Source organism: Actinacidiphila alni, assembly GCF_900112845.1.
Lineage (GTDB): Bacteria > Actinomycetota > Actinomycetes > Streptomycetales > Streptomycetaceae > Actinacidiphila > Actinacidiphila alni.
Genome location: NZ_FONG01000013.1, coordinates 22,804 through 37,858, shown reverse-complemented (window position 1 = coordinate 37,858; position 15,055 = coordinate 22,804). Strand labels below are relative to the sequence as shown.

Here is a 15,055-nt window from a genome sequence, read left to right as displayed (position 1 = left end):
TCATGGCATGATGAACGCCATGGGCACCAGAGTCCTCGGAGCAGACATCGACCACACTGATGCCGCTGAACCACTCGCCGATGCGGCCGGAAAGAACCCCTACTCGGAGATCAGGCACGCGATTTTGAACGGCGAGTTCGCGCCGGACGACGTGCTCCTGGAGACCAAGCTCACCTCGCGGCTCGCCGTCTCGCGGACGCCGATCCGGGAAGCGCTCGGCCGGCTGGCGCAGGAGGGTCTCCTCGAGCGGCTGCCCCGCGGCTTCCGGGTCCGTCGCAGCAGCCCCGAGGAACTGCTCGACATCTACGAGGCCCGGATCACCCTGGAGAGCGAGATCGCGGCCCTGGCCGCGGAGCGGCACACCCCCATGGACGCGGCACTCCTCAAGGCGCTGGAGCGGCGCATCTCCGAGTTGACCGACGTCGAAGAACTCCATCAGGTCAGCGGTACGTGGCACGTCACGATCCGCGCCGCCGGCCACAACGGCACGATCAGCGAACTGCTCACGATTCTCGACACCCGCATCCAGCTGTACTCGGTGCATCAGCAGACCAATGAGCGCGAGATCGTCTCCGTCACGCTCAAGGAGCACGCCGCGATCGTCCGCGCCGTCCTCGGCCGCGACCGCACCGCGGCCCACGACCTCATGCGGGACCACCTCTCCCGGATCCGCGATGTCCGGGTGGCCGTGCTGCTGCAACGCCAGGACACCTCGGCCCGCCCCTGAGGCGGCTCTGATCCACTCGGTTCAGTGCGCTCGGACGAACCGGCCGCGCGGGGCCGGCGTACGGCCCGTCAGTCCGTGTTCGGCCGCACCGTCCAGCTGTCGTGGCCCGTGAGCAGCGCCTGCCGGGCCTCGGGACCGGTGGTGCGCCCCGCGCGGTCGAGCTGGGCGCGGACTGCGTCGTCGTAGGTCTCACGGCGGAAGCCGCGCAGCACGCCGGTGACGGTGTGGTTCAGCTCCTGGTCGGAGAGCCGGGACAGGGCGAAGGCCAGAGTGTGGTCCGTCGCGTCGTGGACGACCACCCGCTCCGGGTCCGTGGCGGCCGCTGCCACGACCTTCAGGGTAAAGCCGTCGCGCACTACCGCCCAGCGCCCGAGGCCGTCGTCGGCGGGTGTCCCGAAGCGGATCGGCTCCCCGTGCCTGACCGGGATCAGCCGTTCTTCGCGTTCCTCGGGGCGCCGCAGCACGTCGAAGCTGCCGTCGTTGAAGACCGGGCAGTCCTGGTAGATCTCCACCAGCGCCGAGCCGCGGTGCGCGGCGGCGGCGCCGAGCACCTCGGTCAGCTGCGCGCGGTCGGAGTCCAGCGCGCGGCCGACGAAGCCGGCCTCCGCGCCCAACGCCAAGGAGACCGGGTTGAAGGGCAGGTCCAGCGAACCGGCAGGAGTCGACTTGGTGATCTTGCCGACCTCCGACGTCGGGCTGTACTGCCCCTTGGTGAGCCCGTAGATCCGGTTGTTGAACAGCAGGATCTTCAGGTTCACATTCCGCCGCAGCGCGTGGATCAGATGATTGCCGCCGATGGACAGCGCGTCGCCGTCACCTGTCACGACCCACACACTCAGGTCGGGCCGGGTGACGGCGATGCCGGTGGCGATCGCCGGCGCGCGGCCGTGGATGGAGTGCATCCCATAGGTGTTCAGGTAATACGGAAAACGGGAGGAGCAGCCGATCCCGGAGACGAAGACGATGTTCTCCCGTCGCAGCCCAAGCGTCGGGAGGAACTGGCGGACCGCGGCGAGGACCGCGTAGTCCCCGCAACCGGGGCACCAGCGCACTTCCTGGTCGGCGGTGTAGTCCCGGACGGACTGCCTGCCGTCCCGCGTGGGGACCAGACCGAGCCCGCCAAGCGCGGGCATGACCGGATCGACGCTCATCGGCTCCTCCTGAAGGACATGCCATCTGCACGGGGACCGCGATCGAGATGGTCGAGGAAGACGTCCTGCAACTCCTCGGCGCGGAAGGGCAGTCCCGACACCTTGGTGTACGAGATGACGTCCACCAAGTGGTGGGCGCGCAGCAGCAGTGCGAGCTGACCGAGGTTCATCTCGGGCAGCAGCACCGTGCGGTACCGGGCCAGGACGTCACCGAGGCCGGCGGGCAGCGGGTTGAGATACCGCAGGTGCGCGGTGGCCACCCGGTGTCCAAGCCCGCGGACCCGTCGCGCCGCTGCGGTGATCGGGCCGTACGTGGAGCCCCAGCCGAGCACCAGCAGGTCGGCCCGGTCCGCGCCCGGGCCGCTGCCGGAACCGACAGTGGAGTCGGTGTCGGCGAGCGGCGGATCGTCCACCTCCAGTTCCGGCACCGGAATGCCGTCGATCTTCGCGCGCCGCAGCCGGACCATCCGGTCGTGGTTGTCCGGGTCGTAGGAGATGCCGCCCTTGCCGTCCTGCTTCTCCAGCCCGCCGATCCGATGCTCAAGACCGGGCGTCCCCGGTACCGCCCAGGGCCTCGCCAATGTGCGTTCATCGCGCAGATACGGCCAGAACTCCCCCGATCCGTCGGGGGCGTTGGGCCCGGTCGCCAGGTCCGGGTCCACCGGCTCCAGGCTGTTCGCGTCGGGGATCAGCCACGGTTCGGAACCGTTGGCGAGCGCACCGTCGGACAGCACCATGACCGGCGTGCGGTAACGCACCGCGACGGCCGCGGCCTCCAGTACCGCGTGGAAGCAGTCACCGGGCGAACGGGGAGCGATCACCGGGACCGGCGACTCGCCGTTGCGGCCGAACATCGCCTGGAGCAGGTCGGCCTGCTCGGTCTTGGTCGGCAGCCCGGTGGACGGGCCGCCACGCTGCACATCGACCACCAGCAGGGGCAGTTCGAGGGAGACGCCCAGCCCGATGGACTCGCTCATGAGGCAGATGCCCGGCCCGGACGTGGTGGTCACGCCCAGCGCGCCGCTGAAGGACGCGCCCAGGGCGGCGCCGACCCCGGCGATCTCGTCCTCGGCCTGGAAGGTGATGACGCCCATCGCCTTGTGCCCGGCCAGTTCGTGCAGGATGTCGGAGGCGGGAGTGATCGGGTAGGTGCCCAGGAAGACGGGGAGGCCGGTGGTCCAGCCCGCGGCGACGATGCCGTGGGCGAGCGCGGTGTTTCCGGTGATCTGCCGGTACTCGCCGGGCGCCGGGTGGGCGGGCGCGACTTCGTAGGTGACCGCGAACGCCTCGGTGGTCTCGCCGTACGCGTGCCCGGCCCGGAACGCCAGGACATTGGCCTCGGCCACCTGCGGCGACCTGGCGAACTTCGCGCGCAGAAACCGCTCGGTGCCCTCGGCGGGCCGGTGGTACATCCAGGACAGCAGGCCGAGCGCGAACATGTTCTTCGCCCGTTCCGCGTCCTTCTTGCCCAGCCCGGTTCCGGCGAGCGCGCCGCGGGTGAGGGTGGTCATCGCCACCTTGTGGACCTGGTGGGCACTCAGCGAGCCGTCCTCCAGCGGGTCGGCGGCGTAGCCGGCCTTCGCCAGATTGCGGGAGGTGAACTCGTCGGTGTTGACGATGACCGTGCCGCCCCGCGGCAGGTCGCCCACATTGGCCCTGAGCGCCGCCGGATTCATCGCCACCAGGACGTCCGGCCGGTCGCCCGGGGTGACGATGTCGTGGTCGGCGAAGTGCACTTGGAAGGACGACACCCCGGGCAGTGTTCCCGCGGGCGCCCGGATCTCGGCCGGGAAGTCGGGCAGCGTCGACAGGTCGTTGCCGAATTGCGCCGCCTGGGCGGTGAACCGGTCGCCGGTGAGCTGCATGCCGTCGCCTGAGTCGCCGGCGAAGCGGATCACCACCCGGTGCCGCCGGACGGCGGCAGGTGCCGCGGCTGCCGCGGTCGCGGTCGTGTCGGAGGTCATATCGGTTTCTCTCCCTGCCCCGGAGACCGGGGACGCGTGGGTGCGGGGGCGGACATGGATACGGCGCGGGCGCGGCGAGTGCCCGCCGTCGGGTACGGGCGGGGGCGGCGGGGGTTCACGCGGTCGACCGGGCTGCCGCGACGGCACACTCGGCGCAGCTGCCCCGGCGGCGCCGGGTGATGGTCTAAGGTCTGGACGGTGACGCCGAAAGCCGATGACCGCGCTGCCGAGGAGGCCAGGCCCGCCTTCCCCACCGAGCGCCGAAGAGCCCTGGTGGAGCTGCTCAGGGAGCGGCGCAGGCTGACCGTCGTCGAAATCTCCGAGCGCTTCCAGGTCACCCCGGAGACGGTGCGCAGGGACCTGGTGGAGCTGGAGCAGACCGGCGCGCTGCGGCGGGTGCACGGCGGCGCGATCCTGCTCGACAACGAGCACGGCATCCCCGGTCTCGCGCAGCGCACCCGGATCATGGCCGAGGAGAAGACGGCGATCGCCACAGCCGCGCTCGAACACATGCCGACCAGCGGCGCGGTGCTCATCGACGCGGGCAGCACCACCGGACGGCTGGCCGATCTCTACCCCGGCGGACCGCAGTTGGTGGTGATGACCAACTCGCTGCCCATCGCCATCACGATGGCGGGCAAGCCGGGCGCGGCCGTCTACACGACCGGGGGACGGGTCCGCAATGACACGCTTGCCGAGGTCGAGATGCTGACGCTGCGGGCGCTGGACGAGGTCAAGGTCGATGTCGCTTTCGTGGCCACCTCGGGGATAACGGTGGATCACGGCTTCTCGACCTCGGACGTGTCGGAGAGCGCCGTCAAGCGCACCATGATGGCCTCCGCCACGCGGGTCGTGGTGCTGTGCGACCACTCGAAGATCGGCACCGCGCTGTTCTCCCGCTTCGCACGGATCGACGCGCCGGATCTGCTGATCACCGACTCCGGCATCGGCGCCGCGCAGCTCGCCGAACTGCGCGGCGCCGGTCTTGACGTGCAGGTGGCCGAGCCGGTCTGAGGCCGTCACGGCGTCGCCCCCGTACCGCCCGTGTCGTCCGGACCCTCCGTACCGCCCGCGCCATCCGGACCCTCCGTGCCGTCCGCCGCGGCCCGGTCGCCGGCCTCGTCGAGGGCGGACGCGAGCAGTTGGGCCAGGTGGACCGCTCCGGTGCCGACGAGGTCGTCGACCTGGGTGCGGCAGGAGAATCCGTCGGCCAGCACCGGCCCGGTACGCTCCGCGGCCTCGATCGCGGGCAGCAGCGCGGTCCGCGCCACGGCCACCGACACGTCGTAATGGCCGCGCTCCACACCGAAGTTGCCCGCGAGTCCGCAGCAGCCGCCGACCGCGGTGATGTCGGCGCCCGCCGTGCGCAGCAGCTTCTCGTCCGCCTGCCAGCCCATCACGGCCCGCTGGTGGCAGTGCGGCTGGGCGACGGTACGGACGCGCGACAGGTCCGGTGGCCGCCAGCCCGGAGTGCGGGTCAGCAACTCCGCCAGGGTGACGGTGAGTTCGGCGACGGCCCGCGCCCTGGGATCGTCGGGCAGCAGCTCGACACCGTCCTTGCGCAGCACGGACGTGCACGACGGCTCCAGGCCGACGATGGGAATGCCGTCGGCGACGGCCGCCTCGAGTGCCGTGTACGTACGCCGCAGTTGGCGCCGCGCGCCGTCCAGCTGGCCGGTGGAGATCCAGGTCAGCCCGCAGCACACCTGACGCTTCGTCAACTCCACGGTGTAACCGGCCTGTTCCAGCACCCGGACGGCGGCCGTGCCGACCTCGGGCGAGAACGACTGGGTGAAGCTGTCCACCCACAGCAGCACCCGGCGCCCGGCCGGCCGCGCTTGCCGTGCCCGCGAGGACGCCCGGAAGGACGCCCGGAAGGTACGGCGGGCGAAGCGGGGCAGCCCGCGCCGTCCGTCGATCCCGCCCAGCCGTTTGACCAGCGCGCCGATCCACCGATTGCCGAGCACCGCATTGCTGACGCCGGCGAACCGGGCCGCCGGCCCGGCGGTGCGGGGCAGCCACCCGAGCGAGTAGTGCGTGACCGGCCGGAGCCTGCGCCGGTACCGCTGGTGCAGCACTTCCGCCTTGTACGTGGCCATGTCGACGCCCGCCGGGCAGTCGCTGGAACACGCCTTGCACGACAGGCACAGGTCCAGCGCCTCGTGCACCGCGGGGTCGGCCCAGCCGCCGTCCACCAGATCGCCGCGGAGCATCTCCTGGAGAAGCCGGGCCCGGCCGCGGGTGGAGTGCTGCTCCTGGCCCGTCGCGCGGTACGAGGGGCACATCGCCCCGCCCGACGCCGTGAGGTCGGCGCGGCACTTGCCGACGCCCACACAGCGGTGGACGGCCCGGGTCAGGTCGCCGGAGTCGTGCGGATAGGCGAAGGCGGTGCCGCTGACGACGGGCAGCGCCGGCCGGATCCGCAGGTCGGCGTCGAGCGGCGCCGGATCGACCAGCACACCGGGGTTGAGCAGACCGCGGGGGTCCCAGACCGCCTTCACCGCGGCGGCGGCGCCCAGCGCGGCGGGAGAGTACATCCGGGCGAGCAGCTCGCTCCGGGCGCGGCCGTCGCCGTGCTCGCCCGACATCGAACCGCCGTGCGCGGCCACCAGATCGGCGGCGTCCTCCAGGAACGCCCGCATCCGGGCCGCGCCGCCGTCGGTCCGCAGGCCGAAGTCGAACCGGCCGTGCACACAGCCGTCGCCGAAGTGCCCGTACAGCAGGCCGTCGTAGTGGTGCTGGGCGAGCAGCCCGTCCAGGTCCCGCAGGTAGGAGCCGAGCCGCTCGGGCGGTACGGCGGCGTCCTCCCAGCCGGGCCAGGCGTCCGCCCCGCCGGGTGTGCGGCCCGCGAGGCCCACTCCGTCTGTGCGGATCCGCCACAGTGCGGCGATCCGGCCGGGGTCGGTCACCACCTGGCCGTCCACGGCGCCGGACGCGGCCAGCACGGCGCGGGCCGCGTGTTCGGCCTCCGCGGGGTCGGCGCCGCCGGTCTCCACCAACAGCCAGCCCGCGCCTGCCGGCAGCGCGGGCACGGCGGCGGCCCCGCGCCGTCGGACCACGACCTCGACGAGCCGCCGGTCCATGCCCTCGACCGCCAGCGGTCCCAGCGCCACCAGTGCCGGGGTGGCGTCGGCGGCGGTGGGCATGTCGGGGAAGCCGAGTACCGCGAGCGCGCGGGCGGCGGGCCTGGGCACCAGTCGTACGGTGGCGTCGAGCACCATGGCCAGGGTGCCTTCGGAGCCGACCAGCGAACGCATCACGTCGAAGCCGCGTTCGGGCAGCAGCGCGTCCAGCGCGTAGCCGGACGCCTGGCGCGGGAAGCGGCCGTACTCGGTCCGCAGCACGGCCAGGTGCGCGTCGGTCACCTCGCGCAGCCGGGTGTTCAACTCCTGGTCGGACGTGCCCCGCTGATCCACCGTCACCTGACGGCCGTCGGCCAGCAGCAGCCGGGCGGACACCACATTGTCGCGGGTGTTGCCCCAGGCCACCGCGTGCGCCCCGCAGGCGTTGTTGCCGATCATGCCGCCGATCGTGCAGCGGTCGGCGGTCGACGGGTCCGGCCCGAGCAGCAGACCGTACGATGCGGCGGCGCGCTGAAGGTCGGCCTGGACGGTCCCGGCGCCCACGGTCGCGGTACGCCGCCTGGGGTCGATCCCGGTGATCCCGTCGAGGGCGGTGAGGTCGAGGACGACGCCGGGGCCGATCGCGTTGCCCGCGACCGACGTTCCGGCTCCGCGTGCCACGACGGACAGTCCGAGCCGGTGGCAGTGGCCGACCGTGTCGACGGCGTGCGCCGCCGATTCGGCGCGCACGACGGCGGCCGGGACCACCCGGTAGTTGGACGCGTCGGAGGAGTACAGCGCGCGTGTGCCCGCGTCCAACCGCACACCGGGGCCGAGCAGTTCACGCAAGCGGCGGGCACCCGCCGCCGATTCGCGGTCAGCGCTGGGCACTTGAGGTGCGTTCGGCCTGTCCATCGTGTCCGTCCCGTTCGTGTCGTCGCTTCGGTGTCGCGGCCCTGCCTCTCCTCATTCCGGCGGCGGCAGCGCGGCCACCAAAGAAGCGTCGGCACCGACCCGGCCGACCGCCGCCGCGCCGCCCGGCGACCCCAGCTCGGCGAAGAAGTCCCGGTTGGCGGCGAGGTGTTCCCGCTGGTCGTCGGGAAGGTCGTCCTCGTAGAAGACCGCCTCGATCGGGCAGACCGGCTCGCAGGCGCCGCAGTCCACGCATTCGTCCGGGTGGATGTACAGCGACCGCGCGCCCTCGTATATGCAGTCGACCGGGCATTCGTCGACGCACGCCTTGTCGAGCACGTCGACGCACGCGCGGGCGATCACGTAGGTCATGACGCTCCTTCGAGGTCGGGCAGGAGTCCGGTGCGCAGCCGCATGAGCCGTGCGCCGGCGCAGAAGCCGACGGCCGCGACCGGGCGGCCGTCGTCGTCGTGGAAGCGGGCGAGCAGCGCCCCGGGGCGGTCCCATTCCTCGATCCCGGGCGGGCCCGGGGCGGTGCCGGGCCGCCCGAGCACCTGGATCTTGAGGTCGTACTGGTCGCTCCAGAAGTACGGCAGAACGCCGTGCATCACGGGCCCGCCGGGCAGGCCGAGGATCTGGTGGGCGACGATCCCGGCCTGCTCCCCCGCCGCCGACCAGTGCTCCTCGCGGCGGGTGACGCCGGTGACCGGGTGCGTCCAGCGGCACACGTCACCGACGGCGTAGACCCCGGGCAGCGAGGCGCGGCACCAAGCGTCGCACAACACGCCGTCGTCCAGCACGGGCCCGCCGCGGCCGGCCAGCCAGTCGGTGCGCGGGCGGACGCCGACGGCCGCGACCACGGCGTCCGCCGTCACCTCGGTGCCGTCGGTGAGCCGAACCTGGCAGCGGCCGTCCGCGGTCCGTGCGACCTCGGTCACCGAGGTCGCACAGCGCACGTCCACCCGGTGGCCGCGGTGAACGGCGGCCAGCCGGTCGCCGAGGACCGCGCCCACCGCCCGCTCCATCAGCGTGCGGCCCGCTTCCACCAGGACCACCCGGCAGCCGAGCCCGGCCGCCGTGGCGGCCACCTCGCAGCCCAGGACGCCGCCGCCGATCACCACCAGGTCGGCGCCGGGGGCGAGGATGTCGCGCAGCGCGTGGGCGTCCCGCAGATCGCGGATCGTGCGCAGCAGCTCCGCGCCCACGACCGGCGGCACGCGCGGCTCTGCGCCGGTGGCGACCACCAGATGGTCGAAGCCGTGCCTGCCGCCGCGTCCGTCGACCACCTCACGGCGGTCCGCGTCCAGTGCCGCGGCGGCTGTGCCGCGCAGCACCCGGACCTCCAGGGACTCCGGCCGGCCGGGCGCCCACAGCGGCACCGCGTCGAGCGTCCCCGCCAGCACCCGCTTGGTCAACGGCGGCCGGTCGTAGGGCGGTTCGGATTCCTCGCACAGTACGGTCACCGGTCCGGTGTGGCCCAGCGCCCGCAATTCCTCGACGGTTCTGACCGCGCCGAGACCGCCGCCCGCCACCACGACCCGCGAACGGGCCGCCGAACCGGTGGTGTTGGCCGTACTGATGGTGTTCACAGCTTCACCACGACGGACTTGACCTCGGTGTAGAGGTCGAGCCCCTCCTCGCCCAGCTCGCGGCCCCAGCCGGACTGCTTGTAGCCGCCGAAGGGCAGCCCCGGGTCGCCCGTGTGATACGTGTTCACGTACACCGTGCCCGCCTTGACCGCGGCGGCGATCCGGTGGGCGCGCGACACGTCACGGGTCCAGATTCCGGCCGCGAGGCCGAAGTCGGTGTTGTTCACGGCGCGGCCGATCTCCTCGGGCCGGTCGAAGGGGATGGCGACGACCACGGGACCGAAGATCTCCTGCTGGACGACGACGGAGTCCTCGGACATCCCGGTGAGCACCGTCGGTTCGTAGAAGTAGCCGACCTCGCCGCGGCGCCTGCCGCCGGTGACGGCCGTGGCGCCCTGTTCGACGCCGCGGGCCACCAGGCCGCTGACCCGGTCGAGCTGTTCGGCGGAGACCAGCGGGCCCATCTGGCTGCCGTCCTCGGTGCCGGGGCCGAGCCGGATCGCCGCGGCCCGCTCGGCGAGGCCGCCGACGACCTCGTCGAAGACCGCACGTTCCACGTAGAGCCTGCTGCCCGCGGTGCAGACCTCGCCCTGATTGCTGAAGATCGCGACGGCGGCGCCGCCGGTGGCCTCCTTCAGGTCGGCGTCGGCGAGCACGATGTTGGGCGACTTGCCGCCGAGTTCCAGGCTGACCTTCTTGAAATTGCCGAGCGCGGCCCTGACGATCAGCCGGCCGGTCTCGGTGGAGCCGGTGAAGGCGATCTTGTCCACGTCGGGATGGGCGGCCAGCGAGCCGCCGGCCACCGGCCCGTCACCGGGGATCACATTCAGCGCGCCGGGCGGGAATCCGGCCTCCAGCGCCAGTTCGCCCAGCCGCAGCGCCGACAGCGGGGTCTGCTCCGCGGGCTTGAGGACGACGGCGTTGCCCGCCGCCAGGGCGGGGCCGATCTTCCAGGAGGTCATGATCAGCGGGAAGTTCCAGGGCACGATCTGGCCGACGACGCCCAGCGGCTGCCGCAGGGTGTACGCGTGCCAGTCGCCGGGCCGGTTCATCGCGACCGTACGGCCGGTGATCTTGGTGGCCCAGCCCGCGTAGTAGCGCAGGGTCGCGGCGGCCTCGGCCACGTCGCCGAGCGCGTCGGGCAGCGGCTTGCCGTTGTCGAGCGACTCGATCAGCGCCAGCTCGTCGGCGTGTGCCTCGACCAGTTCGGCCAGCCGCCACAGCATCCGCTCACGGTCGGCGGGCAGCGTCCGCGACCACGGTCCGTCCTCGAAGGCGCGGCGGGCCGCGGCGACCGCCCGGTCCACGTCCTCGGCGCCCGCCTCCGCGACGGCGACCAGCACCTCCCCGGTGGCAGGGTCGTGGCTGTCGAAGGTGGCGGCGGACCGGGCGTCGACGAAGTCGCCGTCGATGAGCAGTTTCGTGGGGATCGAAGGCAGTCGGGGGCGGGTGGTGGTCATCGGAACTCCTCGTACGGGATCGGCCGTCGGCCGGGACGGGCGCGTGGCGGGACAGGCTAGGAACCGGGCGGGCTCAGAGCGAGACGGGCAGGTGCTCCCAGGTGCGGATGTTGGACTTCACGACCCGCTGCGGGGTGCCGGCGGGCCCGTACTCCGGCGCGTACTTGAGCAGCGTCTCGATCGCCACGGTGGACTGGAGCCGGGCCAGCGGTGCGCCCACACAGAAGTGGATGCCCTCGCCGAAGCCGAGCTGCCGCTTCGGCGGCCGGTGGATGTCGTACTCCTCGCCGTGCGGCCACTCCCGCTCGTCCCGGTTGGCCGCGGCCCAGATGATCACCGTCCGGCCGCCCGCGGGGATCGTCCCACCCGGGTATTCCACGTCGCGGGTGGCGGTGCGGGCCATCATCTGGAGCGGGGCGTCCCAGCGCATCGCCTCCTCTACGGCGGCGGGCACCAGGCTCGGGTCGGCGGCGGCCTCGGCGCGCTGGGCCGGGTGCTCCATCAGCGCGCTGACGGTGTTGGTGATCAGCCCGGACAGATTGTCCACGCCCGCCAGGAAGAGGAAGAAGCACAGCCCGGTGACCTCGGCCTCGCGCAGCGGCCGGCTGGGCAGCGAGGCATGGGCGAGTTCACTGATCAGGTCCTCGCGCGGCGATCTGCGCCGCTCGTCGGCCATCGCCGAGAAGTACGCCCGGATCTCGTTCGCCGCCGCGAGCGCGTCCGGCGGCAGCACCATCGGGTCGGCCTCGTCGCGGGCGACGAACCGCTTGAGCCGCTCGGCCATCAGCGGAACGTCCTGCGGGGGCAGGCCGATCACATGGGAGATGATCTGCATCGGCAGACCGCTGCTGTACTCCCAGGCGATGTCCGCGGAGCCGCGCTCGACGAACTCCTTCATCAGCCGTTCGGCCTGCTCGACCAGGATCGGCCGCAGCGCCCTGACCCTCTTGGGCGAGAACGCCTCCCGCACCAGACCGCGGATCTCGGTGTGTTCCGGCGGCGAGAAGTCCACGAAGGCGCCCTCGCCGAAGCTCTTGGTCGAACGGTCCAGGTCGACGCTGTCCTCGGAGGTGAACGTCTTCCAGTCCGAGGCCGCCGCCTTGACGTCGGCGTAGCGCGACAGCGCCCAGAAGCCGCGCTCGGCGTTGTGGTACAGCGGCGCGTACTCCCGCAGCGACCGGTAGACGGGGTAGGGGTCGATCATCAGTGCGGTGGTGAACGGGTCGTACTCGATGGGTTTCCCGTCCGGGGTGGTGGCGGCCATCTCAGTTCCTCCGGGTCGGTCCTTGGCGGGTCTCGGTCGTCAGTCCTCGTGGGTGCTGATCGCGGTGTACGGGCAGGCCACCACGGCGCGCAGGACGTCCGCCCTGCCTGGCTCCACCTCGTCCTCGACCACGACGGCCCTGCCCTCGTCGTCCAGGTCGAAGACGTCCGGCACCGTCATCACGCAGTTGCCGTAGCCGTCGCAGCGGCCCGGATCCACGGTCACGCGCATGATCGCTCCTCTCGTTGCGCGGCGCCGATCACGTGCTTGACGCCGACGTGTGCGGCGAGCTGCTCGAACGCGGTCGCCGCGTCCTCCAGCCGGTGCCGGTGCGTCACCAGACCCCGGCCCACCCGCTCGTCGCGCTCCAGCAGCGCCACCGCGCGGTCCACGGTGCAGAGCACCGAGCGGGAGCCGGTCACGACGATCTCGTTGTCATAGATGTCGAACGGGGTGAAGGGCACGGTCGCGCCGCGCGGCAGCACCCCGATCTGGAGGTAGGTGCCGCCCCGGGAGACCCGGGCCAGTCCCAGGGCGACGGTGTGCGCGGAACCAGCCGCGTCGACCACCAGGTCCCAGCGCCGGACGGGCAGTTCGGGCAGCTCCGCCACCAGGCAGGCCGTCGCGCCGCCGTCCCTGGCCTGGGCGACACGTTCGGCGGAGATGTCGGCGACGGTGATCCCGGGACGGTCGGTGACGTCCCGAACGGTGCCGTCGGGGGCGTCGGCGCGGTCGGGATCGCCGGCACCGTCCCGGGCCGTCAGGGCGGCGGCGACCAGCCGGCCCATCGCACCCGCACCCAGGACGAGCGCCGGGCCGGTACGGACCCCGGCGCGGTCCACGCCGTGCAGCGCGCAGGCCAACGGCTCGGCGAGCACGGCGCGTTCGGGCGGCAGCGTGGTCGGCCAGCAGGCGGCGGCCGGTACGGCGAGCCGCTCGGCCATCCCGCCCGGCCGGGTGATGCCGACCGCACTGCGCCGGGTGCACAGATTCCGCCGCCCGGCCCGGCACAGCCGGCAACTGCCGCAGGCCAGCAGCGGATCGACGCACACCCGTTGGCCCGGTCTCAAGTCGTCGACACCGGAGCCTAGTTCGAGCAGGGTGCCGACCACCTCGTGGCCCGGGATCAACGGCCCCGCGCTCTCCGGTCCGCCGTCGTGGACCAGGTGCAGATCGGTCCCGCACAGGCCGGTGGCCTCCACCGCGAGCAGCACCTCCCCCGCGGCGGGCACCGGCTCCGGCACCTCGGCCAGTTCCGTCCTGCCCGGTCCGGTGATCAGCAGCGCGCGCATGGCGATTCCCCTCCGTCCGCCGTACGGGCCGCCGTACGCCGCGCGGCTCGGCCGGCCGCCGGACCGGGCGCGGCCTCCCCCCGGACCCGCGGGCGAGGCGGCTTCCCCTCCGCCGTCGCCCGCGGGCCGGTCATGACGTGCTCCGCGGCGCCGACGCCTGGTACACGCTCTTGGTCCAGGTGAAGAAGTCCACCGCGGTCTGCCCCTGCTCGCGGTAGGTGTTGGTGGAGGAGTCGCCGACCCCGCCGAAGGGGACGTTCAGCTCCACCCCGCCGGTCGGCCGGTTGACCTTGATCACTCCGGCCCGCACCTCCGCGCTGAACCGGTGCACGGTGTCCAGGTCGTTGGTGACCACGCCGGCCGTCAGGCCGAAGCGCGAGTCGTTGACCAGCTCGATGGCCTGGTCGAGGCCGGTCGCGTCGAGCACCGCGACCACGGGTCCGAAGACCTCCTCCTGGGCGACGGTGTGCGCGGGCTGTACGCCGGTCAGCACCGTGGGCCCCAGCAGCAGGCCGTCCGCGACCGCGCCGCCCACCGCGACCCTGGCACCCTCGGCGACCGCCTTCTCCAGATAGCCGAGGTCGGTGGCGAGCTGACCGCCGCTGACCACCGGCCCCATCCGTACGCCCTCCGCCAGGCCGTCGCCCGGCAGATAGGCCGCCGTCTCCTCGCGCAGGGCCTCGAGAAAGGCGTCCCTGATCCCGGGCAGGCAGATCACCCGGCTGGTCGCCGTGCATGCCTGGCCGGTGAGTCCGAAGCCGCCGGCCGCGACGATGCCCGCGGCCACCCGGGCATCCGCGTCGTCGCAGACCACGACGGCGTTCTTGCCGCCGAGTTCGAGCTGCACCCGGATGCGGCGCGGCGCGGCGGCGGTGTAGATGCCCGCGCCGACGCCCACGGAGCCGGTGAAGGTGACCGCGTCGATCCACGGCGACTCCACGAGCTGCGCGCCGATCCGCGCGCCGGACCCGGTCAGCAGGGTGAACACCCCGTCGGGGAGACCGGCTTCCCGGAGCACGCTCGCCAGGTGCCAGGCGCCCGCGGGAGTGATCTGGGCGGGCTTGAGCACCACCGCGTTGCCGCTGACCAGGGCGGGCGCGGACTTCCACGTGGGGATGGCGATCGGGAAGTTCCATGGGGTGATGACCGCCACCGCCCCCAGCGGTTCGCGGCGGCTGTAGATCAGGTCGGTGCCCACCGCCGAGGGGTAGGTCGTGCCGCCGATCCGCCAGCCCTCGCTGCCGAAGAAGCGCAGGATGTCGGCGGCCCGCGCGACCTCGCCGCGCGCCTCCGCGAAGGTCTTGCCCTCCTCGCGGGTGATGTCCCGGGCGGCCTCGTCCGCACGGTCGTCGAGGAGCGCGCCGGCCCGTTCCAGAATCCTGCCGCGGGCCGGGGCGGGTGTGCGTCCCCAGTCGCGGGCGGCGGCGTGGGCGGCGTCCAGCGCCCGTTCCACGGTGGCGGTGTCCAGGTCCGCGCTGACGCTGACCCGCTGGCCGGGAACGGCCGGATTGTCCCGTACCACCGTCGGGGCGCCGGTCCACCGCCCGCCCACCAGGGACTGAATCTCCAGGACGTCCATGCTGCTGGTCATCTCCTTCGGGTGCTTCCGGTCGTTCGGGCCGTTCGGGTGTCGC

12 protein-coding genes are annotated in these 15,055 nt (G+C 72.9%); 2 read left to right on the top strand and 10 right to left on the bottom strand.

The features are described 5' to 3' along the window. The first annotated feature begins 19 nt into the window (after window positions 1-19). Window positions 20-727 carry a GntR family transcriptional regulator gene (locus BM076_RS21550; RefSeq protein WP_177246545.1) on the top strand — a complete coding sequence of 236 codons (708 nt, stop codon included), beginning with the start codon at window positions 20-22 and terminating at the stop codon, window positions 725-727. Between the two features lie 68 nt (window positions 728-795). Here BM076_RS21550 and BM076_RS21545 read toward each other — a convergent pair whose 3' ends face one another. After that, complete coding sequence (locus BM076_RS21545; protein WP_093715300.1) at window positions 796-1,878, bottom strand: 2-oxoacid:ferredoxin oxidoreductase subunit beta; 1,083 nt, start codon at window positions 1,876-1,878, stop codon at window positions 796-798. Then, the gene (locus BM076_RS21540) at window positions 1,875-3,842 is read right to left on the bottom strand and encodes a 2-oxoacid:acceptor oxidoreductase subunit alpha (protein ID WP_093715299.1); all 1,968 of its coding nucleotides are present in this window, start codon (window positions 3,840-3,842) and stop codon (window positions 1,875-1,877) included. The genes BM076_RS21545 and BM076_RS21540 overlap by 4 nt, the downstream gene beginning before the upstream one ends. Window positions 3,843-4,040: 198 nt before the next feature. On the opposite strand from BM076_RS21540, the gene BM076_RS21535 reads away from it, so the two are divergent. After that, complete coding sequence (locus tag BM076_RS21535) at window positions 4,041-4,856, top strand: DeoR/GlpR family DNA-binding transcription regulator (RefSeq protein WP_093715298.1); 816 nt, start codon at window positions 4,041-4,043, stop codon at window positions 4,854-4,856. Window positions 4,857-4,861: 5 nt separating this feature from the next. Here the strand turns inward: BM076_RS21535 and BM076_RS21530 are convergent, their stop codons facing one another. From BM076_RS21530 to BM076_RS21495, 8 genes are all read right to left on the bottom strand, one after another. Beyond that, window positions 4,862-7,819, bottom strand: a complete 2,958-nt coding sequence (locus BM076_RS21530) for an FAD-binding and (Fe-S)-binding domain-containing protein (RefSeq protein WP_093715297.1) — start codon at window positions 7,817-7,819, stop codon at window positions 4,862-4,864. A 51-nt stretch (window positions 7,820-7,870) separates the two neighbouring features. Next, a complete protein-coding gene (fdxA, locus tag BM076_RS21525) occupies window positions 7,871-8,188 on the bottom strand; it encodes a ferredoxin (protein ID WP_093715296.1) in 318 nt (105 codons plus the stop codon). Continuing rightward, window positions 8,185-9,405, bottom strand: coding sequence for an NAD(P)/FAD-dependent oxidoreductase (locus tag BM076_RS21520; RefSeq protein WP_177246544.1), 1,221 nt, complete (start codon window positions 9,403-9,405; stop codon window positions 8,185-8,187). The genes fdxA and BM076_RS21520 overlap by 4 nt, the downstream gene beginning before the upstream one ends. Next, the gene (locus BM076_RS21515; protein WP_093715294.1) at window positions 9,402-10,865 is read right to left on the bottom strand and encodes an aldehyde dehydrogenase family protein; all 1,464 of its coding nucleotides are present in this window, start codon (window positions 10,863-10,865) and stop codon (window positions 9,402-9,404) included. Before BM076_RS21515 ends, BM076_RS21520 begins: the two co-directional genes overlap by 4 nt. A gap of 73 nt (window positions 10,866-10,938) precedes the next feature. Beyond that, the gene (locus BM076_RS21510; RefSeq protein WP_093715293.1) at window positions 10,939-12,129 is read right to left on the bottom strand and encodes a cytochrome P450; all 1,191 of its coding nucleotides are present in this window, start codon (window positions 12,127-12,129) and stop codon (window positions 10,939-10,941) included. A 39-nt stretch (window positions 12,130-12,168) separates the two neighbouring features. Then, window positions 12,169-12,360, bottom strand: coding sequence for a ferredoxin (locus BM076_RS21505; protein ID WP_093715292.1), 192 nt, complete (start codon window positions 12,358-12,360; stop codon window positions 12,169-12,171). Next, window positions 12,351-13,421: an alcohol dehydrogenase catalytic domain-containing protein gene (locus BM076_RS21500; RefSeq protein WP_093715291.1), complete on the bottom strand. Its 1,071-nt coding sequence runs from the start codon at window positions 13,419-13,421 to the stop codon at window positions 12,351-12,353. The genes BM076_RS21505 and BM076_RS21500 overlap by 10 nt, the downstream gene beginning before the upstream one ends. 130 nt (window positions 13,422-13,551) lie before the next feature. After that, window positions 13,552-15,012, bottom strand: a complete 1,461-nt coding sequence (locus tag BM076_RS21495; RefSeq protein ID WP_093715437.1) for an aldehyde dehydrogenase family protein — start codon at window positions 15,010-15,012, stop codon at window positions 13,552-13,554. Between the last annotated feature and the right edge of the window lie 43 nt (window positions 15,013-15,055).

Bases quoted from the DNA above. Each gene is read 5' to 3' on its own strand.
- BM076_RS21550 (WP_177246545.1), top strand. From the start codon at position 20: ATGGGCACCAGAGTCCTCGGAGCAGACATCGACCACACTGATGCCGCT.
- BM076_RS21545 (WP_093715300.1), bottom strand. From the start codon at position 1,878: ATGAGCGTCGATCCGGTCATGCCCGCGCTTGGCGGGCTCGGTCTGGTC.
- BM076_RS21540 (WP_093715299.1), bottom strand. From the start codon at position 3,842: ATGACCTCCGACACGACCGCGACCGCGGCAGCCGCGGCACCTGCCGCC.
- BM076_RS21530 (WP_093715297.1), bottom strand. From the start codon at position 7,819: ATGGACAGGCCGAACGCACCTCAAGTGCCCAGCGCTGACCGCGAATCG.
- fdxA (WP_093715296.1), bottom strand. From the start codon at position 8,188: ATGACCTACGTGATCGCCCGCGCGTGCGTCGACGTGCTCGACAAGGCG.
- BM076_RS21515 (WP_093715294.1), bottom strand. From the start codon at position 10,865: ATGACCACCACCCGCCCCCGACTGCCTTCGATCCCCACGAAACTGCTC.
- BM076_RS21510 (WP_093715293.1), bottom strand. From the start codon at position 12,129: ATGGCCGCCACCACCCCGGACGGGAAACCCATCGAGTACGACCCGTTC.
- BM076_RS21505 (WP_093715292.1), bottom strand. From the start codon at position 12,360: ATGCGCGTGACCGTGGATCCGGGCCGCTGCGACGGCTACGGCAACTGC.
- BM076_RS21500 (WP_093715291.1), bottom strand. From the start codon at position 13,421: ATGCGCGCGCTGCTGATCACCGGACCGGGCAGGACGGAACTGGCCGAG.
- BM076_RS21495 (WP_093715437.1), bottom strand. From the start codon at position 15,012: ATGACCAGCAGCATGGACGTCCTGGAGATTCAGTCCCTGGTGGGCGGG.